The organism is Undibacterium sp. Di26W (assembly GCF_049340265.1).
GTDB lineage: Bacteria > Pseudomonadota > Gammaproteobacteria > Burkholderiales > Burkholderiaceae_D > Undibacterium.
Genome location: NZ_JBMPOR010000014.1, coordinates 109,501 through 134,178, shown reverse-complemented (window position 1 = coordinate 134,178; position 24,678 = coordinate 109,501). Strand labels below are relative to the sequence as shown.

Below are 24,678 nucleotides of genomic sequence, written 5' to 3'. Positions count from 1 at the left end.
ACGTGCCAAAGTTAAGCTGCCACAAACGGATCCGGCACCCGATTGCATCTGGTCTATCAATAAAGAGGGAATAATAATGATTTTCAAAGAAAAAGTTGGCGTACAGTCCGTACGTCTGGCACTCAGCATATTCGCTGGCTCCATGCTGATCGGGGGTTATGCCCACGCTCAGACTGAAGCACCGCAACGTATCGAAATTACCGGCTCGAACATCAAACGAACGGACAAAGAAGGTACATCTGCAATTCAAACGATTAGCACCCAAGAAATCAGAAACAGTGGTGCAGCAACTGTTCTTGAGCTGATGAAGGCTCTTGTACCAGGAATGGGCACGGGCGGTTACAACAATACGGCAAATCAAAACGGTTTTTCCAGATCTGTTGCTGTTGCAGACTTGCGCAGCCTTGGTGCAACTTCTACTTTGATCCTGTTGAATGGTCGTCGTATGGCGCCGGCCCCGTATGCAAATCCGAACAACGGAAAGTCAACACTCTATGATCTGAACAATATTCCAATTTCTGCTTTAGAGAAAGTGGAAGTATTGAAAGATGGTGCCTCCGCGATTTATGGTTCCGACGCCATCGGCGGTGTAATCAACTTTATTACCCGTCGTGATTACCAGGGTGGCGAAATTTCTGCCACTGTAGGTGCAAACGACGACAATAAATTCGGCAAAAAAGATGTCAACGGTTTCTACGGCAAAGGTGATCTGTATAAAGATGGTTACAACTTCTTTGTCACAGCCGATTTCAGCAAACATGACCCCGTCTGGAAACGTGACGGTGTAAAAGATATACAGCAAGATTTGTACGGTGTCTTAAATAACCGATTGTCTATATGGGATGGCTCTGCATTGGCAAATGCATCATCAAACAGTGGTGTAAGCAACCAGGCAGGTCTGTACCGCGAATCTGCACCTGGCAGCAAAAATTTCCCTTTAGCCAATTCGTCTTTCCAGACCAATTGCGTTGATTCCAGAAAAGTGACTGGCACTGCAGCAAACCATGCCAATGCTGCTTTCTTGAACAAAACTTTCTGTATCTACGACGTTGATGGAATTACACAAGTACAAAATCGCTCAGAAGAGGCAAGCTTCCTGGGGCGTGGTGAAATTAAAATCAATGACAATTTGAGTGCATTTGGTGAAGCCGCAGCAACAAGAAATACCAATTACTATACTGGTGCACCAATCGCCATCAATGGCCGGACCCCTACCACCAATTTCACAGCCACTGGCTTGGCAGATCCGTTCCAGGCGATCTTGCCTGTTGGTCACCCCGACAATCCATATACTGTCCGTACCGCACTCGCCTATCGCTTTGAAAACCTGCCGGGTGGTAGTGAAGAACAAGCTGACAGTGCTCGTCTGTTGGGTGGTTTGAAGGGTACAACAGCAGGTATCGACTGGGAAACAGGCGTGCTGTGGAGCAGATCCAAAGTCAAAACAACGGGCTTTGGTAATCTGTACCTGCCAACCTTGCGCAAGTTGATGACGGATAATCGCTCTATTGCTTCCATCGCAGCTGACCCTAACATTTCCCGAAACACAGTTGATACCGGCACATCCGAAATCACACAATGGGATGGTAAAGGTAGTACTGAGTTCGGTAGCCTGGGCGGCGGCCCGATTGGCGTAGCTGCAGGTTTTGAACTCCGTCAGGAAAAGATCAAGCTTGATCCAGATGCAGATAAAGCTGCTGGTAATATCTACGGGTTTGCGAACACCATTATTGATGGTAAGCGTAAAGTAGGTTCTGCTTTTGTTGAGTTCCGCACTCCATTTACCAAGACCTTTGAAATGGATTTTGCTGGTCGCCTTGATAAATATGATGGACTCAAAGCCAATTTTGCTCCAAAAGCTGGGGCAAAATGGACACCTAATGACACCATTGCTTTCCGTGGCAGCTATTCCGAAGGCTTCCGCGCTCCTGCGTTGACCCAGGTTACTCCAGGTGGTGCACAGTTCTTCCTGAGTGGCTTACAAGATCGCGTTCGTTGCCCAGATGGGACTAACCCAGCTGCCGGAGCAGACCCTACCGATTGTGCGAAAGGTGCCTCCGGTACAGGCGGTGCAAATCCTAACCTGAAACCAGAGACAGCCAAGGCTTATACCTTGGGATTAATATTGTCACCTACACGTAATTTTGACGTTGCTCTGGATTGGTACAAAGTGCGCAAGGAAGGAGAAGTTATCCTGACAAGTGCACAGTTCCTTTTGGATCATGAATCTGCAAGTACTGTTGGAATCACTCGCGATCCAAATCAGGCAAACTGGTTGAAAGATGCCAAAGGCAATCCAATTCCAAATACTGGACCTTTGTTGTCTATTGCTGAACCATGGATCAACCAAGGTGCAACAGAAACATCTGGTATTGATTTTGATGCACGCTATCGTACAGCATTGGCGGGTGGTAAATTAGAAACATCCCTGAGCGGCACTTATATTCTTTCCTATCGCAGGGCCGAGAATATTGGTGATAATGAATCCAATATTGTAGGCTCAAATGGCGGTCTGTCTGACTGGAGCACTTCAGGTGGCGACATTCCACGTGTGAAAGCACGCTTAGGCGCAAACTGGAAGAAGAATGAGCACAATATCTTTGGTGCTGTGAACTTTGTCAGCGGCATTTCCTTGCTGCGCCGTTCTGATAACCAAACGATTTACCCAGCGGCGTATTGCCACTATGGTACAGGTCAACCATCCACTGCTTACTCACTGGGTGGAATACCACTGTTCAATCAATACATCGCTGATTGCAGTGTAGCGTCCTGGACTACCATAGATGTTGGTTACAAATACTCAGGCATCAAAAATCTGACGCTCGGTGTAACCATCGCTAACCTGTTTGATGCAAAAGCTCCATATGATCCACGTTTCATCGCCAATGGTTATAACGATCAGTTGCACAACAACACAGGCCGTTATTTCACATTTGCGGCTAACTATAAGTTCCAATAATGTCGTTTAGGGAGTCAGTCCACTCAAACAATGACTCCTAAGATATTGAAAGCGCCCGGAAATTTTCGGGCGCTTTTTTTTGTCAACCACGCGGATGATGCTGCGCATGCAGTTTCTTCAAACGTTCCCGGGCGACATGGGTATAGATTTGTGTCGTCGAAATATCCGCATGCCCCAGCAACAACTGCACCACCCTAAGATCCGCACCGTGGTTCAGCAAATGGGTGGCAAAGGCATGGCGCAAGGTATGGGGTGACAATGCCACCGCAATATTCGCCTGCTCCGCATATTTCTTGATCAGTATCCAGAACATCTGCCGCGTCATGGCCGCGCCGCGTGCGGTGACAAACAGGGCATCATCAATCTGTCCATTCAAGATGGCAGGCCGCCCTTCTTTCAAATAACGTTCCAGCCAGGCGCGGGCTATTTCACCAAAAGGTACCAGGCGGGTTTTGCCGCCCTTACCGGTAATCCGCAAGACGCCTTCGTTCAAGCCTACTTCAATAGAGCGCAGCCCCACCAGTTCACTGACCCGCAAGCCGCAAGCGTACAACACTTCCAGCATGGTCCTGTCACGCAAGCCCAGCGGGGTCGAATCGTCAGGTGCTTTCAACAGGGATTCCACCTGGGCTTCGCTCATGGTCTTCGGCAAACGCGGTGCCTGCCTGGCCGAACGCAGTTTGCTGCAGGGGTTCTGGCTGATCAGGTTTTGACGAAATGCCAATAGATAAAAACGTTTCAGTACGCTCATGCGCCGGTTGGCAGAACTGGCTTTGGAACTGGCATGTTTCGCCGCAATATAGCTGCCGATATCCGCATGGCTGACCTGGTACAGGTCTTTACCATAGGTATGCTGCAGCCATTCGGCAAACAGGCGCATGTCGCGCCGATAGGCTTCAATGGTGTTTTTGGCCAGCCCGTCTTCCAGCCACAAGGCATCACAAAACTGGTCAATTTGTGCCGTTATACTGGCCGGTAAAGCAATCGCAGGTTCTGGCAGCATGCCTGACTTGCCTTTTACTTCCACAATGCATCCTGAGTCTGGGTGTAGCCGGCGACGCCTTCGTGGGCGAGTAGCCAGCGTTTCACACCAAGATGGAAACCGGTTTCGTCATCATGGTGGGCAAAGCCACCGATACCACCGGCAGCCGTCACACGATGACAGGGGATCACCAGTGGGTACCAATTGGCACCGCAAGCCTGGCCTACGGCACGTGGCGCAGAGCGCAAATGTTTGGCAATCTGCCCATAGGTTAATACCTGTCCACGCGGTATGGATGAAATTGCCTGCCACACCCGGCCCTGAAAAGCCGTACCGGCACCTTTCAAAGGCAGTGTGAATTGAAAATCAGGATTCTTCAGGTAAGCATCAACCTGTTTCGCTGCCTGCTCGGTCAACTTGTCAATCGGTGCTTTTTCTTTAAAGCGCGCTGGCAGATATACCAGTTCAGAAATGTGGGGGCCTTCACTGCGAATACCGACAGCACCGAAAGGTGCCTCTACGATGGCTGAAAAAATACCCGACTCTTTGTCCAGCATGATTTTCCTTTCAGGCAAAAGAAAAAAAGGCGCATCATCTGATGCGCCTTTAAAACGTCTTTCGCGTTTTCGGCTGTTTAGCGTACATGATTTTTTTAATTTATCACATCCGCTCAGCTTGTAGTAAAAACGCGCGTCTCCTCAGTGTGTACGGTATCTTTACCGTTATTTTGCACTACCGCCTTTTAAACTGGTACTTGCTTTTCGTCTTGCAAAAATCTGAACTGACGAGAATATAGCATGGTCAGAATTGGCTTTCAAAATAAAAATGGTACAAATTGGTGCGTTGTTGCAGATTTGTGAAATATGATCATAACCTCTAAAAATGTGCTAGGCAATGCCAATTTTTATTTTGCGAAAATAAAAAATGCCGTATTTCCTAGCGGAAAACACAGCAATTTCTTTTTAACTTTGGTTAATCCTGCTTTTATTTATCTACTTATATATTAGTTTTAGCAATGCCATCGGGATGTGACTTGCTTAAGTAATTAGCAGCTGCAAGCGAATTCTCTTCTCAAGTGTGACAAAAGTGTGACAACCCGTTACCAACAGTACAGGAATCACCATTTTGGGGATTCCTGTACTGGCTAAACAATTCAAGCTTGTGGGTTTGTCGCGGATACCGGCGTCGATGCTGCCAGCAGCCTGTGCAGAGCAAGGAACAGGGTCACATGACATCTGGCAATGCGACACATCGCCACGGGCACTGCATGCCCTGGCGATACCGGAGAGGACTGCGGAGAGGACTGTATTACTTGTAGCCGAGCTTCTGGCCTTCTTTATTGACGTTGGCGATCAAATCCTTGCCGATACGGCCTTCCATTTCTTTTTGTACCGGCAACAGCGCTTTGCGCCATTCCGCTTTTTCCTTGTCGGTCAGCACATAGACCGTTGTCTTGCCAGATTTTTTGACGGCTTCCAGGGCATTGTCATTTTCTTGCTGGGCAATTGCATTCGCGTATTTGGTGGCAGACTTCATCGCCTCATCAAGTTGCGCACGGATATCGGCTGGCAAGCCGTCCCAGAACTTCTTGTTGACGATGACAGCATAGCCAAGGTAACCATGGTTGGTGAGGGTTACGTGCTTTTGCACTTCATGCATTTTCTGTGTGTACAGATTGGATGGTGGATTTTCAGTACCGTCAACCACACCTGTCTGCAGGGCCTGGTAGACCTCTGAGAATGCCAACACCTGGGGATTGGCACCCAATGCACGCATTTGCGCATCCAGCACCTTGGATGACTGTATACGCATTTTTTGCCCTTTCATGTCAGCCGGCAAATGCATGGGCTTGTTGGCCGACATCACTTTGAACCCATTGTCCCAGAAACCCAGCCCAGTAATGCCTTTGGGTTCCAGCTTTTTCATCAGGTCCTTGCCGATTTGACCTTCAGTCACTGCATACAGCACGTCTTTTGAAGGGAAAATATACGGCAGATCAAAAACTTCAAATTCTTTCACACCCAAAGGACCGAATTTGGCCAGCGAAGGTGCCAGCATTTGTACTGCGCCCAATTGCAGGGCTTCCAGCTCTTCCTTGTCTTTATACAGGGTGCTGTTTGCGTAGACCTCAACCTTGACGCGTCCCTTGGTGGCTTTCTCAGCTAATTCTTTGAAACGCTCAGCAGCTTTACCCTTAGGCGTATCGTTGGAAACCACATGACTGAATTTAATGACGATAGGGGCCTGCGCAAATGCGGCACCACTCACGAGGGAAGCGACCAACAGGGAAAACAGCACTGATTTCAGTTTCATATTTGTCTCCAGACATTTTTATGGATTATTGCAGGGATTATTTCAATGCCGGCATTATCCGGCAACTGTGGAAAACCACAAGTACACAGGGTTGAACGAGGGATGCAGTCCAAATACATCACGTCATATCAATACACGCATTGCTCCCATGGATAAGCATGATGCGTAGTTTCCGGGATGATAACGTGTCGACAGCCAGGACCATGTGACGGGGCGTAAGCTTGTTTGCGATTGTTCAAAAAAACGGGGCCCGGTTGCAAGTGCCTGCAAATGATCTAACTGTTTCTGGAATCTGGAAAAGTGTCGCTTATTCCATAGAGATGTGGATAACCACAGTTGCAGCTCGTTACGTGCTTGCCGGAAAATATAAGGCATAACAAAAATGATTTTCTTGCAACATGGGAGACCTTATGAAAACAACGTCCACCGCAGCGACCACGTATCCTGCCAACATTCCACTGACTGTGTGGCCAATCTCGCTGACCAGCATCGCTGGTATCGAAATACCACATGCAAGTACAGCAGATACTTGTCGAAACAAGCTGATCTGAACGAAGATACACATATCAATCTGCCTTGCAAATCTGCCGTATTGCATGGCTTGCTTGCTGATGCCTGGCTATTACTCTCACAATAACACCAATCTTTTATTCAACTGGGAACCTGCCATGAAATTCCTCGATCATCTGGAAGAGTGGATTATCGCCCTCCTTATGGGCGGTGCAACGCTCGTCATTTTTATCTCGGTACTGCACCGTTACGGTACCGGTTTCAGCATTCCTTATGTCCAGGACTGGTTGTTGTCGCTGCATTTCAGCTGGGCGCAGGAACTGTGCATCATCATGTTTGTCTGGATGGCCAAATTTGGTGCTGCCTATGGTGTACGCGCCGGGGTGCACGTGGGGGTAGATGTGCTGGTCACCCGGCTGCCAGCCGAATGGCGCAACGCCACCGTGTATACAGCCCTGTCATGCGGAGCAATCTTTACCGCCATCATCGGTACCCTGGGCCTGACCTTCGTGTGGGAAAACGGCATGCATTATGCGCTGTTTAATCTGTTCGGCATCGCTGGCAGTGAACTGTCTGAAGGCCCTACCACACCAGATCTTGAATGGCCTACCTGGATAGTCTATTCCGCAGTCTGGATGGGTTCTTACCTGATGTGCTTCCGTTTCCTGCAGGTTGGCGTCATCTTTCACCGTACCGGCGAATTGCCTCAGCATGACCATGCCCATGTCGAAGGTCTGAGTGACGAAGAAAATGCCGTCGAATTACCCGCAACCCCTGCCATGAAAGGAGGTGTGTAATGAGCGCCGCCATCGATACCCTGGGCATCAAACAGATGTCAAAGCAACGTGCCACGATAGTCCTGCTGTGTATCGGGTTGGCACTTGGCGCCATGTGCATGGTAGGCAAGGTCGGCATCGTCTTTGCCCTGCTGATAGCGCTGATGCTGACCGGCATTCCCGTCTCCATTGCGCTGGGCCTGACTGTGCTGATGTTCATGTACCTGCTGACCCAGGTGCCAATTGAAGCAGTCGCCTTGAAACTGTTCACCGGCATAGAGAAATTCGAGATCATGGCGATCCCTTTCTTTATCCTGGCCGGGAATTTCCTGACCCATGGTGGCGTCGCCAAACGCATGATCAATTTTGCCACCAGCATGGTCGGCCACTGGCATGGTGGTCTGGCACTGGCAGGCATTATTTCATGCGCCATGTTTGCGCTGGTATGTGGATCAAGCGTGGCGACGGTTGTGGCTATCGGCTCCATCATCCTGCCTGCCATGGTCAAGCAGGGTTATCCCAAACAGTTCGGTGCCGGTGTCATCATCACCGCCGGTTCTCTGGGGATATTGATGCTGCCATCGATCCCCAAGGTCATTTATGCCATCTCGACCAATACTTCGATTGGTGCACTGTTCGTGGCCGGCTTGTTCCCGGGCATGCTGCTGACAGCCATGCTGTGCACCACCACATGGTTCCTGGCCAAGAAAAATGGCTATCCGCGTATGAAGAAAGCCACTTGGGGTGAACGCTGGAAAGCCTTCCGCGAAAGCATCTGGGGCCTGCTGCTGGTCGTCATCATCATCGGTGGTATTTATAGCGGCATCTTCACTGCCACCGAAGCAGCGGCGATGAGCGCGGTATACGCTTTCCTGATTTCCGTCTTTGTCTACAAAGACATGAAGATATCCAATACCCCCAAAGTCCTGGTGAATTCGGCAGCGCTGTCAGCCATGCTCTTGTATATCATCACGAATGCGGTCCTGTTCTCTTTCCTGATGGCGCATGAGAATATTCCGCAAATGATGGCAGACTGGATATTAGGAAAAGAACTCGGCCGCGCAGGCTTCCTGTTCTTTACCAATATCCTGCTCCTGCTGGCTGGCAACGTGATGGAACCCTCTTCCATCATCCTGGTGATGGCACCGATTCTGCATCCCGCCGCCATCCGTCTAGGCATAGATTCTGTCCATTTTGGTATTTTGATCGATGCCAATATGGAAGTTGGCCTGTGCCACCCACCGGTAGGCCTGAACCTGTATGTTGCCAGCGGTATCTCGAAAATGAGCATCACCGAACTGACTGTTGCCGTCATGCCGTGGCTGTGCACGATGCTGGTGTTCCTCGTCATCGTCACCTATTGGCCAGGTTTGTCCTTATGGCTACCAAGGGCAATGGGCATGATGTAAGGAAGGCATGCAACAAGCAAAGCTTTTTAAAATCTGGACCATCCCCACACCGGGATGGTCCAGATTTGCTATGCAGCTGCATGACAAGCTGTTACCACGGTTGCCACACGTCCATGCATTGTCTCTGTCCGTAAAGCTGAGGGTACAGTAAACTAGGCCCATGAAAAGCCTCTACCGCACCCAATCCTGGCCAAATCAGAAATGGCGCTGGATCATTCCCATCCTGCTGCTGTTACTGTTTCTGTCCACCTTGATCTGGCTGCCGTGGCAGGCTCAGCGCATGGAAGCCAACGAACGACAAGAACAGCTGATCGCCGATTCGCTGTGGGTAGAGCAGGCCATACAGTTCCAGTTAACCCGCAATGATGAAGTCTTGCGCCAGATCGGTGGTGAAATCGCCTCGGCCAAGTTGCAAAGAGAAACCGTGCTGGATCGCTTTCGCGCCATCCTGAAAAACAACCGCGAAGTCCAGCGCATTGCCTGGTATGACGCCAACAACAAGGTCGTCGTCGATACCCGTGAAAACACGGTGGCCAATGCCGAACGTTTGCCGGTACCCAAATTTGAATTCGGTTCACTGGATGTCAGTGAAGAAACCGTCTGCCTGAGGCCGGTGCTGGAAATCAATGCCAAGAATGCCTATCTGCTGCATTGCCAGATCCCCATGATCAAGGATGAACGGCGCATAGGCAGCATGATGATCAGCTACCGCATGAGCGGCATCCTGGAGGAACTGGTGCCCTGGTGGTTTGCCCAGGATAACCAGATCACCATCACCGACATTGATGACCGCATACTGGCCGAACGCGCTGCCGGTGGCAGTGGCAAAAGCGTGTATACCCACAGCCGGGCCCTGGAACTGCCCAGCCTGACCCTGATCTTGCGCACCAATAGCATCAAAAGCGAGCCCAAGCTGCTGTCCAACCTGCTGGTGCTGTCTGTCATCCTGTTGTCGGCAGGCCTGATCTGGAGCCTGATGGCGCTGTGGCGTGATATCAATCGCCGGCTGGCAGCAGAAGGCGCGTTGCGGCAGCAGGTTACCTTTCGTACCGCGATGGAAAACTCTCTTGTCACCGGCTTGCGGGCACGCGATATGGAAGGCCGGCTGACCTATGTCAATCCGGCATTTTGCCGGATGGTGGGCTTCCCGCCAGAAGAAATCATAGGACGGGTACCGCCCATGCCTTACTGGGCACCGGAAGCCATTGAAGAATATCAGCAAAGGTTCACCCAATTGCTGGCCGGCTCGGTACCGTCCGAAGGTTTTGAAACCGTCTACCAGCATGCCAGCGGCGAACGCATACCGGTGCTAATCTACGAATCCGCACTGATCAATGAAAACGGCAGACAAACCGGCTGGATGAGTTCCATCCTCGACATTTCCGAACTACGACGTGCGCAAGACCTGACACGGCAACAGGAAGAAAAACTGCATACCAGCGCCAAACTCGCCACCATGGGTGAAATTGCGTCCATGCTGGCGCATGAATTGAACCAGCCACTGGCCGCTATCTCCAGTTACACCACGGGTGCCATCAACCTGCTGCAATCCGGCATCATGGACCGCCCGCTGTTTCAAAGCGCCCTGGAAAAAGTCAATGCCCAGGCCCAGCGGGCCGGCCATATCATCCGCAGCGTGCACGAATTCGTCAAAAAACGCGAAGCCACACGGGAACCGGTACAAATCACCGACCTGATACACAGTGTCACGCCGCTGGTCGAACTGCAGGCTCAGACCAGCCATGTCGCCCTGCAATGGCAAATCAAATCCGGCCTGCCCATGGTGCTGGCCGATAGCGTTTTGCTGGAGCAGGTATTATTGAACCTGACTAGGAATGCGATTGAATCGATGCAAAAAACACCACCAGAAAATCGTATCCTGCGTATAGAAACCAGCTATGACGAAGAAATGCAGCAAGTCATCGTCGCCGTAATAGACCGTGGGCATGGCATTCCTGCCGAAGTGGCAGAACAACTGTTTTCACCGTTTTTCACGACCAAATCATCGGGCATGGGCATGGGTTTGAATATCTGCCGCACAGCGGTGGAATTCCATGGCGGCAAGCTGTCACACAGGGATAACCCTGTGGGTGGTACTATTTTCCAGTTTGCATTACCGATCTATCAACAACAGCAGAGCGCAGACAACTGAAGCGCCGATTACCGTCTGGGAGGCAGCATGTTACACATTATTGATGACGAAGAAGTCATACGCGACGCTTTGTCATGGTTGGCAAGGTCCAGGCAGATTGCCGCCCACAGTTATGAAAGCGCCGAAAAATTCCTGGCCGCACTCGACCGCCCCATGGCCTTCGACACCCAGGGTGATTGCATATTGCTGGACGTGCGCATGCCCGGTCTGAGCGGCACCAGCCTGTTTGAAATGCTGGCATCCAGGCAGTTGATCAAACGTCTGCCTGTGATTTTTCTGACCGGCCATGGCGATGTACCGATGGCCGTCGATACCCTCAAACGCGGTGCTTTTGATTTCTTTGAAAAACCTTTCAACGACAACAAACTCATGGACCGCGTGCAGGAAGCACTGACACAATCGCGCCAGGCCGGTAGCGCCGCCGTCATCCATGAACGCCTGGCGACCCTCTCCAGCCGTGAAAAAGAAGTGCTGGAACTGATACTGCAGGGAAAAATGAACAAGGTCATTGCCGATCAGCTAGGTATCAGCATGCGGACCGTTGAAGTGCATCGCGCCCATATCTTTGACAAGATGCAAGTGAAGACCGCCGTCGAACTGGCTGGCATCCTTAAATAAGAGACCGTTCTGACCATAGAGAAAATACCCGGGCATGTCCATCTTCACCCTGCTCTTCCCTGATTTCACCCTGATACTGCTTGGTTTTTTGTTGGCACGTCATGCACATTGGGGTGGACATTTTTGGGCTGGTGTAGAAAAAATCGTTTATTTCATCATGTTCCCGGCGCTGCTGTTTTACACCACGGCACGCACGCAGTTTGATTTCCATTCCACCCGTCACCTGCTGCAGGTAGCCGTATTTGCCACAGCCTGCGGCATGTTGCTGGGCTGGTGCGCAAAGTTCCTGTTCAAGACGGCACCACGCATATTTGAATCCGGCGTACAAACCGCCTTTCGCTTCAATTCTTATATTGCACTGGCGCTGGCATCACGCCTGGCCGGTGAACAAGGTACGGCGCTGATGGCCTTGCTGATTGGCTTCCTGGTCCCCTTATGCAATATGGCAGCCGTGTATGCACTGGCACACAATAGCGGCAGGCTGCTGAAAGAAATCGCCAGCAACCCGCTGGTGGTTGGTACTGCCAGTGGCGTATTGTTCAGCGTCTTGCAAATCCAGTTGCCCGAAGGCATCGCCGCCACCCTGTCACGCCTTGGCAATGCGTCCATCGCCCTCGGTTTGCTGGCCGTGGGTGCCGGCATTCAGGTGTCCGGCCTGAAACAAGCCAAAGGCATTGCCAGTTATTTCCTGGCCGTCAAACTGCTGGCCCTGCCCTTAATCGCGCTGCTATTAGGCCGCTGGATGGAACTACCACTACTGCAACTACAAATCGCCGTCATCTTCTGCGCCTTGCCCACTGCCTCCAGTGCCTATGTGCTGGCGGCACGCATGGGGGGCAACGGGCCATTTGTGGCTTTCCTGATTTCAGCAAGCACCGTGTTGTCGGTGCTGACTTTGCCGGTGTGGTTGAGTTTGGTGCGGTGAGGGGAAGGGATACCGATCTCAATCGTTTGCGAAACAGGCGCAATAAGCAGCAATCATATTAACGTCGCTACAGTGGCGTTCTTTGGATACATTCGTCGTCAATTAAAGCGATTACCCTTCGTGGAACCAAGCCGGGTCTCGGCCCGGCAGCCGAATTCCTTTCTTTGCTTCGCCAAAGAACGGAATCAAAGAAAGGCGACCGCAGACTCGCCCTTCGGGTGCTTACGCTGCGCTTCAGCATAATTTGTGCATCACAAAAAATGGGAAGATCCGAAACTCGCTACGCTCAGACACCGGCTCTTCTTTTTCCATTTTCTGTGACGCACAAATTACATCGTCCCAAGCGGATTAGAGTCAACTGCAACAGCAAAGTCAAAACCAACGTCAACACAACCACTAGTCATATTTATTTGAATGCCATCGATTAACCATGGTGTTGGGGTTGCAGTTGTTTTTGACGTTGGGGTAGTTTTTGACGTTGCGGTTGGGGTCGCTGTTGACTCTAATCCGCTTGGGACGAAGCCATTTGTGTAGTGCAGAAAATGGATCAGAAATGACCGATGTTTGAGCGCAGCGAGTTGCGGGCATTTCCCATTTTTTGCACTACATAAATGGGCACTCCCGCAGGGAGCGAGTCTGCGGTCGCCTTTCTTTGATTCCGTTCTTTGGCGAAGCAAAGAAAGGAATTCGGCCGCCGGGCCGAGACCCGGCTTGGTTCCACGAAGGGCAATCGCTTTAATCAAAGTACGACATGCAACGAACGCCGGTGGACTCCAGCCTACGCTGGAGCGACATTATTTTATGATTGCCTCTAATCGATAGATGCCCATCCCTCCCGTTATCTCCAACATCAAACAAAAAAACTCGCTAAAATCCTGTTTTCGCAATCGAACACCGGAGCACCCCTTGCACAGCAGCCCCCTACTCGCCACCATCCCTCATATCCGCCACGGCTTCGGGAACGCCCGGGAATTTGTACCTGCTGCGCTGAGTGCACACTGGGATACGGTACCAGTGAAACTCCAGGTGCATGGCAAGCGCGTGGTCGAGATTACTGAAAAGAATCAACAGTGTGGCGATGCCGATGCATTTTTTACGCGACTGCCGGGCATACCCGTGACCATCATCACGGCGGATTGCGTGCCGGTGCTAATGGCAAAACGTGATGGCAGCGTGATCGCTGCGGCCCATGCAGGGTGGCGCGGGATAGTCGGTGGCGTAATTGAAGCCCTGTGGCAAGAACTGGCAGCGCAGGGGGAACAGCCGCAGCATTGGGTAGCAGCCATCGGTGCGCATATCGGGCCATGCTGTTTTGAAGTCAGCGAAGAACTGGCTGACGATTTTCTCAGGCAATTTCCGGATCTTGATGCAAACACACTCCGCCCCACACATCGCCATATCAGCCTGAATGCACTGGCCAATCGTGCCTTGCAAAAGACTGGCATTCAGGACATTGATCATGTCACGCCATGCACCATGTGTAGCATGACAGCAGAAGGCAAGCACGCATTTCGCAGCTACCGGCGCGGTGACCGTAATTCTCACCAGCACTCTGGTCTGGTGATCCTGCCTTAAAACATATTTCATCGATAGGGAGTGCGGGTTAAACACAGGTAGCAATTCCTACACACAGGCCAGGGGGTCCGGCATTCAAATAGCCAAAAATATGCTTTTTGTCAGGTGCCAAATGTACTTTTCACCGATTGTGTGAATAACTACTACAATGTGCAAGCGTACACCATATTGCATCTTGAATTCATCCTTGCACGGGAGCACCATGAGCAAACATAGCCTGAACATCAACGGCAAGATACAAACCGTAGACGTCGCACCAGATACGCCGCTGTTATGGGCTTTGCGCGACTCACTCAACCTGGTCGGTACCAAATATGGCTGCGGGGCAGGCCAGTGTGGTGCCTGTACGGTACAGATCAATGGCGTACCCACGCGTTCGTGCATGACGCCTGTGTCGACCCTGGACAAGCAAAAAATCACGACCATAGAAGGCCTGGATGCCAAGGCCACGCATCCCTTGCAACAGGCATGGCAAGAGCTGGATGTACCGCAATGCGGTTACTGCCAGGCTGGCCAGATCATGACTGCGGCGGCATTACTGAAGAATAAACCGCACCCTACGGATGCCGATATTGATGCTGCCATGTCTGGCAACCTGTGTCGCTGCGCGTCTTATCTACGCATACGCGCCGGCATACACCGGGCAGCCGAGCTGGCCAACAGCAAGAAGAAAGCATAAGGGGAACCGCGATGACCAAGACTATTCAACAAGCTTCACGCCGCGCTTTCTTACGCAATTCCGCCGTCGGCGGTGGTGGACTGGTGCTGGCTTACCTGACTGGCCAGGCCGGTGAGGCGATTGCCCAGGTCAGTAAAGCAGATGCCGCACCGGCTGCCGGCGATTTCACGCCGCATGCACTGATACGCATAGGTGCTGATGGCACGATCACGCTGGTATCAAAACAGCCGGAAATTGGTCAGGGTATCAAAACTTCATTACCGATGGTGATTGCCGAAGAACTGGAAGTCAACTGGAAAGATGTACGCATCGTCCAGGGTGACCTTAACCCCGCCTATGGTAGCCAGGGGGCTGGTGGCTCGACATCCACGCCCACCAATTACAATGAATTTCATCGTCTTGGTGCCACTGCCCGCACCATGCTAATCACTGCTGCCGCCCAGACCTGGGGCGTGAATACTGATGAATGCCATGCTGCAGACAGTGCCGTGCATCATACCGCCAGCAAACGCAAGCTGACGTATGCCGCACTGGCAAGCAAAGCGGCCAGCTTGCCAGTACCGGATGCAAAAAACGTCAAACTGAAAGACCCGGCCACCTTCAAATTACTGGGCACACGTATAGGTGGCGTGGACAACCTGGCCATCGTGACTGGCAAACCCCTGTTTGGTATTGATGTCAAACTACCCGGCATGCTGTATGCCGTGTATGAAAAATGCCCGGTATTTGGTGGTAAGATCGTCACCGCCAATCTGGATGCCATCAAGACTTTGCCTGGTGTGAAAGATGCCTTCATTGTCGAGGGCACAGAGAATATCCGCGGCCTCGTGCCTGGCGTTGCCATCCTGGCAGAAACCACCTGGGCTGCCTTCAGCGCCCGCAAGCAGTTGAACATTACCTGGGACGAAGGTAAAGCAGCAACGGAAAGCTGGGCTGGCTTTGCAGCCCAGGCAAAAGAACTGTCGGGCAAGCCTGGCAGCAATGTCTTGCGCAAGGATGGCGATGTCGCTCAGGCATTGAGCAAATCGGCGAAAACGGTAGAGGCTGCATATAGCTACCCGTTTATTTCGCATGCCAGCATGGAACCACAAAATTGCACGGCAGCCTATAACGCCAGAGACGGCAGCATGGAAATCTGGGCACCGACACAAAACCCGGAAGCCGGACAAAACCTGGTGGCAGAGACCCTCAACATCCCCAAGGCCAGCATCAAGCTGCATATCACCCGCAGCGGTGGCGGTTTTGGCCGCCGCCTGAGTTCTGATTTTGTGGTCGAGGCAGCCGCCATCGCCAAGCAGGCCAAGGTACCGGTCAAACTGACCTGGTCACGCGAAGATGATATGCAACATGACCATTTCCGTGCCGGTGGTTTTCATTATTTGCGTGGTGGTGTTGACAGCAAAGGCAAGCTGATCGCCTGGCACAATCATTTCGTCACCTTTGCCAATAAGCAAATGCGTGACGGCAAAGCCATGTTGCAAACAGGCAGTGGTGCCGGTTTGTCGGGTGATGAATTCCCCGGTCGCTGGCTGGAAAACTGCCTGCTGGAACAAACCCCCATCGAATGCAATATCCCCATGGGGCCCTGGCGCGCGCCGGGCAGCAATGTATTTGCCTGGGTGTTCCACAGCTTTATCGATGAACTGGCGCACGCGGCGGGGCGTGACCCGCTTGAATTCCGCCTTGAGATACTGGGCGACAAGGACATCGTGCCCGGCACTGGTGAACGCGGCCAGGCGTATCACGTAGGCCGCATGAAAAAAGTCTTGCAGGAAGTTGCCGACAAATCAGGCTGGGGTAAAAAGAAATTCCCACGTGGACAGGGCCAGGGCATTGCCTTCCACTTCAGCCACCGTGGTTATATTGCTGAAGTAGCGGAAGTCACGGTCAGCAAGCAAGGCGATTTGACGGTGGACCGCGTGGTGGTGGTTACGGATATCGGCGCGCAGATTGTCAACCTCAGTGGTGCAGAACACCAGGTGCAGGGATCCGTACTGGATGGCATCAGCACCCTGATGTATCCGGAACTGGATATACAAAAAGGCCGTATCGTGCAGAGCAATTTCCACGAATACCCACTGATGCGTATCAAGGATAGTAAGACCAGGGTGGATGTGCACTTCCTGAAAACCGATTTCCCGGTGACCGGCCTGGGTGAGCCTGCCTTTCCACCTTTGGCACCGGCGGTCTGCAATGCGATTTTTGCGGCAACCGGCAAACGTGTGCGCCAGTTACCTCTGTTGCATACCGACCTGAGCTGGAGTTGAATCCGGCAGACCGGCAAGGCCCCTGAACAGCAATTCCTGCCTACCGCTGTCAGGACGAACTCTGTCGTGCCACAATCGAACAGTTGCACCTGCAATTCAGCCTCTGCGGCCTGTATGCTATGGCTCAGGGCTGATTGCGATCAATGCACGAGGCAGCTGCACAAACAAAAAAATCGCCCGGCAGACCAGCACATACCTGAGCCGTTTCAACGCCATTACCGTACTTCCTCAAAAATGCGGACAAGCTGTGTAAGCTAAGCGAGCTACAAGAGTTACCCGAGCTCAAACATGACTTACCATCAGCATTGGGTTTTGTATCACTCCCATGCAGGTAATGCATGGATTTTGGTTTAAGAATGCATTGGACACGCAAACCTGCTGGTCCTACACTCTTCTTCAAAATACATCATCGGAGACTGCTCATGTCGCTCGCGCCAGATTCTGCAAAAAGAATATCCCCTGTTGCCCTAATGCTCACCCTGCTCATCCTGCTCACCCTACTGACCAGCAGTCTGATACTGACAGCATGCGGACAAAAAGCCGCCATCCACAGTAACAGTGAAGCCAGCGAAGCCACGCAAAAAGCCAATGCCGACATGGGCAAGACCCTGGCGCTGGACGACCCGCAAGATTTTGAAGATGCTAAACGCGGTCTGATCGCCAGGCCCGAAGGAAAAATCCTTGGCCCCACAGGTGAAGTGCTGATCGACTTCGACGCCTGGAAATTTATAGAAGGACCTGCGCCGGCAACCGTCAACCCCAGCCTTTGGCGCCATGCCAAACTGAATGCGCAAATTGGCCTGTTCAAAGTGACTGATGGCATTTATCAATTGCGCGGCTTTGACATCGCCAACATGAGCATTATCGAAGGCAAGACCGGCTGGATCATCGTGGACCCGCTGACTTCCAAAGAAAGCGCCGCCAGCGCCATCGCCTTTGCCCGCAAGCATCTGGGCGACAAGCCTGTCGTCGCCATCGTCTTCACCCATAGCCATGCTGACCATTTTGGTGGTGCACTCGGTGTCATCTCGCCGGAAGAAGTGAATAGCAAGAAAATACCCGTCGTCGCCCCCGATGGTTTCATGGAAGAAGCCACCAGCGAAAACATCCTGGTTGGCACCGCCATGGCCAGACGTTCTGGCTATCAGTTCGGCAAAGACCTGGAACGATCAGCCAAAGGTCTGGTCGATACGGGCCTGGGCAAGAGCGTCGCCTATGGCAGTGTCGGTGTACTGGAGCCGAATCAGCTCATCACCAAAGCAACGCAGGAACTGACACTGGATGGCGTCAACTTCGTTTTTCATAACGTGCCCGGTGCAGAAGCACCAGCAGAACTGACCTTCAGCATCCCCGATAAAAAGGCCTATGCCGGCGCAGAAATCCTGGCGCAGACCATGCACAATCTTTTACCCGTGCGTGGTGCCAAAGCCCGCGATGCGCAGCGCTGGGGGTCTTACTTGGAACAGGCGCTGGCCCAAAGTGCCGATGCCGATGTGTATTTTGGCCAGCACAACTGGCCAGTCTGGGGCAAGGCACGCATTGCAGAATTCATCACCAAGCAACGCGACGTTTATCAATACACGCATGACCAGACCGTGCGCCTGATCAATGCCGGTTACACCCCCTATGAAATCGCCGACAAGATCAAACTGCCCAAATCACTGGAAAGCTATTTCGGTGCACGCGGCTACTATGGCGACCTGCGCCATAACGTCAAGGCCGTGTATCAGTTTTATATCGGCGCGTATGACGGCAACCCGGCCAACCTGAACCGCCTGCCACCACAAGAATCGGCCAAGCACTATGTTGAACTGGCAGGCGGTGCAGACAAAGCCACTGCAGCAGCCCAAACCGCCTTCGACAAGGGCGACTATCGCTGGGCGGCAGAACTGCTGAACCATATCGTTTTCGCCGATAGCAATAACAAGACCGCCAAGGAATTGCTGGCCCGTACCTACGAACAAATGGGCTACATGGCCGAAGCATCCACCTGGCGCAACAGCTACCTGACTGCAGCCAATGAATTGCGCAATGGCCCACCCGCCAAAGGCGTGAACCGCGCCGCCATGATAGACATGCTGGCCCACACCCCGATAGAACGCTTCCTGGATGCCATGGCCGCCGGCCTGAATGGCCCGGATGCCGAAGGCAAAGACTTCAAAGTCAACCTGGTGCTGACCGACACCAAAGAGTCTTATGTACTATGGATAGAAAACGCCGTCCTGCATCACAAGAAGACCGAACCGGCCAAAGACGCGAATGCCACCCTGACCCTGACCAAACCCATCTTCATCAAGATGATGGCAGGCACAGCAGGTGTCAAAGACACGCTGTTCAGCGATGATTTGAAAGTCGACGGCAGCAAGATAGATCTGGTGCGCTTCTTCGGGCTGATAGACAAGGCGCCGGGGACGTTTGCGATTGTGACGAAGTAAAATCTTTCACCTAACTTGAAAGCTATCTCTCAAGTAGCTTTTGGGAGGATATTGTTATTCCAAAGTACAACGTACTCGCAACTATGCAGGGAGAATCGTACCTCTGTGTGTTAAATTTCCGAATCCAAGGAGAGAAAAAATGATCTTAGTCGACATGCAATATGATCCAATTCAGCAATTCCAAAGATCAGAAATAGTTGCAAGTGTCAAAGAAAGTAGCAAAGTTAAAAAAACTTTATGGACTGGAGGTTACGTTCTCCTAGATTCAATGGAAAAAAGCATTAAGTGGAATCCTGCGACGGAAGCTTGCGACGAGCTGCGCTCTATGGGTTGGTTTCGTGAAGAGAGATTTAAATTACAGATACCAAACTGCAAAGTAATCAGAGTAGAGAAATTACCCAAACACGGGAAAATTGAGCAACTTCCCGATGGTAGCTTCAAATATATTCCTAACGATGGTTATCTTGGTAGGGATGAGATGCAACTTATTGTAGATGCAGAAGGAAAAAAAATCCGCATTATGTGGTCAACTTCAGTACTTGGCAATGAACCTAAAAACGAAAATTCGTAGGTCTGATTATCCCCTTTTTGCAATTGCATTTATATTAGTTACCGAAATTTAGGCAGTTGAAAATCAATATTGTATCGCCAAAGATCATGCGGGTTAATGACCAGGAGATGTGTCGAGCGTAATTTTGAGATAACTAGACCAAATAAATAACACGTCAAATTTCAGAATGTAACGACCGCACCCCTAACCATGTCTTCTGCGATAGCATAGCGCTATCCTGTTGAGGCAGCAGGAGTACCCTTAGTTATGAAGACATGGAAACAACGCACTCAGAAGCAACTCATTTTTCGGCATCCTTTGCCCTGTTAAAAACGCGGCGCTTTGGTACTTTCTGTTTGCCAGTTTATTGTCCAATATAGGTACGTGGGCGCAACAGGTAGCACAGCCATGGCTCTTGCTAAGTCTTGGCGCTTCCTCATTCATGATAGGGTTGGATGCTTTTGCACTGGGTGCTCCGGCATTTTTTCTGACCCTGTTTGGTGGTGTACTGGCTGATCGTGCAGACCGGCGTCGCATCACCAGCATCTTCCAGTCGATACAGATGCTGTGCCCGACCCTGCTGGTCGTGTTGCTGCTCACTGGCATGGTGCATCCCTGGATCATCATCTGCCTGTCGCTGGTGGTGGGCGTGACGGATGCGCTGTCCATGCCATCCTTCCAGTCCATTGTACCGAGTCTGGTCGAACGTTCACAAATCGCTCAGGGACTGGCACTGAATTCGATACAGTTCAACCTGTCGCGCATTTTGGGTCCATCTATCGCAGGCGTCCTGCTGGTGAGCATGGGTGCAGCCGGATGCTTTGCCAGCAGTGCCGTATCGTATCTTCCATTCATTGCAGTAGCCTTGTGGATACTTCCACGCGGAAAAGCTACGGCAGATGCCGGTGCTGCGACAAATAGCCAGGGTCTGTTTTCCGGTGCACGCGATATCGTCGCAGACCCCAATTTACGCGGTGCCCTGATCACGGTACTGACCACCAGTTTTTTATGTAGCCCCCTGATCACCTTCACGCCGGTTCTGGTCAAAGAATCGTTGCATGGCGATGCCAGCCATTTCAGTATAGGCATGGCTTCATTTGGCGTTGGTGGCATGTTGGGCGCATTCAGCTTGCTCTTGATAAGCAGACATATTGATTTGCGCAGCTTTAGTTCAAAACTGGCCGCGCTGTATGGTTTAACGCTGGAGCTCGCCGGATTGAATACGTGGAATTGGGGCCTGCCTGTCTTGCTGGTCTTTGCCGGACTATGCATGACAGCCAGTAACACCGCAGCCAATTCGCTGTTACAGGCCAGCGCCAGTCCACAACTGCGCGGCCAGACAGTCAGCCTCTACATGCTGGCCATGCGCGGCGGCCTGTCCGCAGGCAGCCTGCTCACCGGCATATCGGTGCATCTCACAGGCGTTCGCACCGCGTTGATCATCAATGGATGCCTGGCTGTGGCTATACATCTGTACACCGGTTGGGTATGGCAACGGGCGAACAAGGTAGTCATAACTTCGTGAAAATTCAAGATGTGTCACAGAAACTGTAACCGTATCAGGTACTATGCTCATGCATACATCGTATTTTCCTTACGACGCTGCAGTCTCAAATGATTTCACCAGCTATCAATATGAATTTTCGCTCTCAGATCAATTTGGTCATCTTGTTGCCTGCAGTTTCTGGGCACCAAAGATCAAAAATTGTAACCAAAGCTACCAGTGTATCTGTTAGTGGAAATTTACTTGCTAAGCTACTAAAGCTGTCTTCGGCAAACCATCTTCAGGCATTTGCAAACCACGACTAATAAACATAACCTCCGAACCAACATAGCGTGTTTGCGCGGTATAGTTAAGGCCATAGTGCAACGAATGAGCAACAATATACATTTCTTTAATCTCGTCTACATTATCATAAGAGACGAGCCAATTCCGAGCAAATTTTCGACTCTGCAGTAATTTCGCAATATTTTCATGGTCTCTTTTTTCATAAAAATTTCGGTATAACCCTTGTCCTTTGATGAAATATGGAGGATCTAAATAGATTAATGATTGTGCCGGTAAAAATGCAGAACAACGCGTCAAAAGAGACAATGCATCTTCACAATAGACAGAAATACCACTAGTGTTCAACGCGATTTTTTCGATTCGACTAGATAACACTTTTTTGTTAAATCTCGCGTCCAACTTGTAATCGCCCGACTGCGATTTCCCACCTATGACACCCGCTTTCAGAATACCTGATCGATTAGTTCTATTTAAAAATAAGGTGGCAAAACCTCTTTCAACCTGACCGACGTCTAGCTCTTCCCTCAATACATCACGCCAGTAAAACCACTGTTCCATTGTGACAGGGGTATCGCGTAAGAGCTTCAAAAAAGGCTCTGGATGCTGCGTGACACTAATCCAAAAATCATAAATTGCAGAATCGTAGTCATTGATATGCACATGCTTAGCTATACCGTGGAAAAGCAGTTCCAAGGCAACAGCGGCACCGCCGGCATAAGGCTCTAGGTAATGCCCGCCAACCAGATCATTTTTTTCCATTAAGTTGGCTACAAAAGGTGCAAATGCCGATTTGCCTCCTGGATAACGTAATGGTGAATACAGTCTATTTGAATACATGATAAACAATTAAATAACGACTTCTAACGATGACTAGCCTAGCTTTGTAAGTTCGTTTCATTCTTAACGAATTCAACTGCCTCAATTACTTTAGCAATAAATACATTTACAGCCTCTTCATTGTCAACCACCCAACCTTCAATCAACTTTAATTCCTGAATTTGAGTAAGCCTTCGATTAAACCAATTTTTTGCATGTTCTCGATCATCCGCAACACTCTTAGACGGTGTTGATTCATCTCCTTGAAGATCCAAAATATGTGATTGAATATAGTCTGTTGAATACCCAGCTTTTTTTAATAACTTACGTGTTTCAGGATACTCATCGTCACTGTCGACAAGGAGTTTACTCATTGCTTCAATTATTGGCTCTGGTGCTTGCTTGACATGAATTCGCGAATCAGTAGGCAGGCGAATAATGTTTTTGACCTTTGGAATTCCTCGTGCAGAAGTATCCCCATCTACGATGACAATGACCGTTTTAAAATAATTGTCTGCTTTATGAAGTGCCATTAAATTTGTACACCCGAGGTGACATGTCAGTACTTCAATTTTCTTACCGGTCTCCTCTTCAATTAATTTACTATGCTTTCTTGAAATAATTCTTTTTAAAAAAAGTGCAGCTTCAGCATCCTCAACGTACACCTTTATGGTATTTTGAATTCGTTTATTCTTTAAATTCAAAAACATATCGTCATGAATTGCTTCAAAGTTCGATGCATCCATTAGCTGTACAGGATTACCACCTTGCAGATAAACAATAGAATCCTGCTGCACGTTATTGGCGGGGATTTTTGCGATTTCTTGGTGGGCTTCGGATAACATCGTTAGCGAATGTGTTGTTGCAATTATTTGCAAGCGCAGTCTTCGTGCTTCACTTTTTAACTCTTGAAATAATTTCTTTTGAGCCTGAGGGTGAAAACCTGCATCAATCTCGTCAATAACGAGCAAGCCACCTGGATATTCCGTGCCCATCGTTTCTTTGATTTTTTGAAATGAAGCCAAAGCAGTCGCGATGGAACTTAGCGAATCTTGCCCTAACGATACGGCTTTACTGTCATAGCCCTTATAAGGGGGATGCAACGACCTCTTCTTTGTGTCTTTAACTGCTTGGTATGTAATGTTCGGTTGCTGTTTTAAAGCTGAAGAAACACCTGTAGAGATTATCCTATTTGTAAATTCCTCTATGAAGACAGCATCACTATGGCTTGCAATAGTATAACTATTGCTTTCAAGTGTCCCCGGCTCCACTTCACCAATTGGCATCATACGAATCATGCCTAAATAGATAGTCGGCAAAGGTATTTTGCCGTCAGCTTTAATAGTAATATTTCCAACAGATACAGGTTCCTTTGGTTCGTTCCTTGGAACCACTCTTAAACCAAATCCTTTACGAAGGGTAATATTGCATTTTTTTAATATTTCCTTGCTATTTACGTTGTAAGACAAGTAAACATTTGGTTTTTCTGTTTCGGACTCAACGAAATCCTTATCCATCGAAAGTTGAATTATCTCGTGAATATTACCTTGGGGCAGCCGTCCAAAATAGGTTAAATTTTTACCTCGAGTGATTCCAGAAGCGTTGGCAATAAGACCCAATAAAGTGGATTTCCCAACTCCATTGCGACCAGCAATCAACGTAAAGCGAGGAGCAATGTTAATTATTATATTACCGAGCCTTCTAAAGGGTATCTCGGAAAATTTAACAGAAGTAATTTGAATTCGACTTGGTTCATGAGACTCAATTGACTCAGCCATATTATTTTTACCCATTTTGACTATGTCTCAATATTCAAGTTTTGCTCAAATAAAATTGCAAAATAAACATCCCCGCCACTTGCAGGATAAGTCTATCGGGTAAAGCGAGTCAAGTATTTCTCTTACAGAAATCAAATTCAAAGAC

General features: G+C 50.2%; 18 protein-coding genes and 1 pseudogene. 13 read left to right on the top strand and 6 right to left on the bottom strand.

The features are described 5' to 3' along the window. Positions 1–76: 76 nt before the first annotated feature. Positions 77–2,959 carry a TonB-dependent receptor domain-containing protein gene (locus ACO0LM_RS17130; protein WP_423038454.1) on the top strand — a complete coding sequence of 961 codons (2,883 nt, stop codon included), beginning with the start codon at positions 77–79 and terminating at the stop codon, positions 2,957–2,959. An 82-nt stretch (positions 2,960–3,041) separates the two neighbouring features. Here ACO0LM_RS17130 and xerD read toward each other — a convergent pair whose 3' ends face one another. The 3 genes from xerD to ACO0LM_RS17115 form a co-directional block, all read right to left on the bottom strand. Continuing rightward, entirely contained in the window at positions 3,042–3,962 is a 921-nt protein-coding gene (gene xerD, locus ACO0LM_RS17125) for a site-specific tyrosine recombinase XerD (RefSeq protein WP_423038453.1), read from the bottom strand. 14 nt (positions 3,963–3,976) lie between these two features. Next, a complete protein-coding gene (locus ACO0LM_RS17120) occupies positions 3,977–4,498 on the bottom strand; it encodes a methylated-DNA--[protein]-cysteine S-methyltransferase (protein WP_423038452.1) in 522 nt (173 codons plus the stop codon). A 751-nt stretch (positions 4,499–5,249) separates the two neighbouring features. Continuing rightward, positions 5,250–6,254: a TRAP transporter substrate-binding protein gene (locus ACO0LM_RS17115; protein WP_423038451.1), complete on the bottom strand. Its 1,005-nt coding sequence runs from the start codon at positions 6,252–6,254 to the stop codon at positions 5,250–5,252. A gap of 410 nt (positions 6,255–6,664) precedes the next feature. Here ACO0LM_RS17115 and ACO0LM_RS17110 point away from each other — a divergent pair, with 410 nt between their 5' ends. The 9 genes from ACO0LM_RS17110 to ACO0LM_RS17070 all read left to right on the top strand — a co-directional run bounded on the left by ACO0LM_RS17110 (position 6,665) and on the right by ACO0LM_RS17070 (position 17,165). Then, positions 6,665–6,805, top strand: coding sequence for a hypothetical protein (locus tag ACO0LM_RS17110; RefSeq protein WP_423038450.1), 141 nt, complete (start codon positions 6,665–6,667; stop codon positions 6,803–6,805). 117 nt (positions 6,806–6,922) lie between these two features. After that, positions 6,923–7,561: a TRAP transporter small permease gene (locus ACO0LM_RS17105; protein ID WP_423038449.1), complete on the top strand. Its 639-nt coding sequence runs from the start codon at positions 6,923–6,925 to the stop codon at positions 7,559–7,561. A 98-nt stretch (positions 7,562–7,659) separates the two neighbouring features. Continuing rightward, positions 7,660–8,949 (top strand): TRAP transporter large permease, encoded by a 1,290-nt coding sequence (locus ACO0LM_RS17100; protein ID WP_423038476.1) that lies wholly within the window; start codon positions 7,660–7,662, stop codon positions 8,947–8,949. Positions 8,950–9,109: 160 nt separating this feature from the next. Continuing rightward, complete coding sequence (locus ACO0LM_RS17095; RefSeq protein ID WP_423038448.1) at positions 9,110–11,101, top strand: ATP-binding protein; 1,992 nt, start codon at positions 9,110–9,112, stop codon at positions 11,099–11,101. A 27-nt stretch (positions 11,102–11,128) separates the two neighbouring features. Beyond that, on the top strand, positions 11,129–11,719 hold the full coding sequence (locus tag ACO0LM_RS17090) for a response regulator transcription factor (RefSeq protein ID WP_422985490.1): 591 nt from the start codon (positions 11,129–11,131) through the stop codon (positions 11,717–11,719). A 34-nt stretch (positions 11,720–11,753) separates the two neighbouring features. Further along, a complete protein-coding gene (locus tag ACO0LM_RS17085) occupies positions 11,754–12,644 on the top strand; it encodes an AEC family transporter (protein ID WP_423038447.1) in 891 nt (296 codons plus the stop codon). Positions 12,645–13,550: 906 nt separating this feature from the next. Beyond that, positions 13,551–14,219, top strand: coding sequence for a peptidoglycan editing factor PgeF (gene pgeF, locus ACO0LM_RS17080; protein ID WP_423038446.1), 669 nt, complete (start codon positions 13,551–13,553; stop codon positions 14,217–14,219). 202 nt (positions 14,220–14,421) lie between these two features. Then, a complete protein-coding gene (locus ACO0LM_RS17075; RefSeq protein ID WP_422990617.1) occupies positions 14,422–14,898 on the top strand; it encodes a (2Fe-2S)-binding protein in 477 nt (158 codons plus the stop codon). Positions 14,899–14,909: 11 nt separating this feature from the next. Next, positions 14,910–17,165 carry a molybdopterin cofactor-binding domain-containing protein gene (locus ACO0LM_RS17070; RefSeq protein WP_423038445.1) on the top strand — a complete coding sequence of 752 codons (2,256 nt, stop codon included), beginning with the start codon at positions 14,910–14,912 and terminating at the stop codon, positions 17,163–17,165. Positions 17,166–17,212: 47 nt separating this feature from the next. On the opposite strand, the pseudogene ACO0LM_RS17065 reads toward ACO0LM_RS17070, so the two are convergent. Next, positions 17,213–17,293 (bottom strand): annotated as a pseudogene (locus ACO0LM_RS17065) (hypothetical protein); the annotation flags it as partial. 294 nt (positions 17,294–17,587) lie between these two features. On the opposite strand from ACO0LM_RS17065, the gene ACO0LM_RS17060 reads away from it, so the two are divergent. The 3 genes from ACO0LM_RS17060 to ACO0LM_RS17050 all read left to right on the top strand — a co-directional run bounded on the left by ACO0LM_RS17060 (position 17,588) and on the right by ACO0LM_RS17050 (position 21,675). After that, positions 17,588–19,600 carry an alkyl/aryl-sulfatase gene (locus ACO0LM_RS17060; protein WP_423038444.1) on the top strand — a complete coding sequence of 671 codons (2,013 nt, stop codon included), beginning with the start codon at positions 17,588–17,590 and terminating at the stop codon, positions 19,598–19,600. 139 nt (positions 19,601–19,739) lie between these two features. Next, entirely contained in the window at positions 19,740–20,171 is a 432-nt protein-coding gene (locus tag ACO0LM_RS17055) for an Ig-like domain-containing protein (RefSeq protein ID WP_423038443.1), read from the top strand. 346 nt (positions 20,172–20,517) lie between these two features. Further along, positions 20,518–21,675: an MFS transporter gene (locus ACO0LM_RS17050; protein ID WP_423038442.1), complete on the top strand. Its 1,158-nt coding sequence runs from the start codon at positions 20,518–20,520 to the stop codon at positions 21,673–21,675. A gap of 225 nt (positions 21,676–21,900) precedes the next feature. Here the strand turns inward: ACO0LM_RS17050 and ACO0LM_RS17045 are convergent, their stop codons facing one another. After that, complete coding sequence (locus tag ACO0LM_RS17045; protein WP_423038475.1) at positions 21,901–22,776, bottom strand: DNA adenine methylase; 876 nt, start codon at positions 22,774–22,776, stop codon at positions 21,901–21,903. A 38-nt stretch (positions 22,777–22,814) separates the two neighbouring features. Further along, complete coding sequence (locus ACO0LM_RS17040; RefSeq protein ID WP_423038441.1) at positions 22,815–24,548, bottom strand: ATP-binding protein; 1,734 nt, start codon at positions 24,546–24,548, stop codon at positions 22,815–22,817. Between the last annotated feature and the right edge of the window lie 130 nt (positions 24,549–24,678).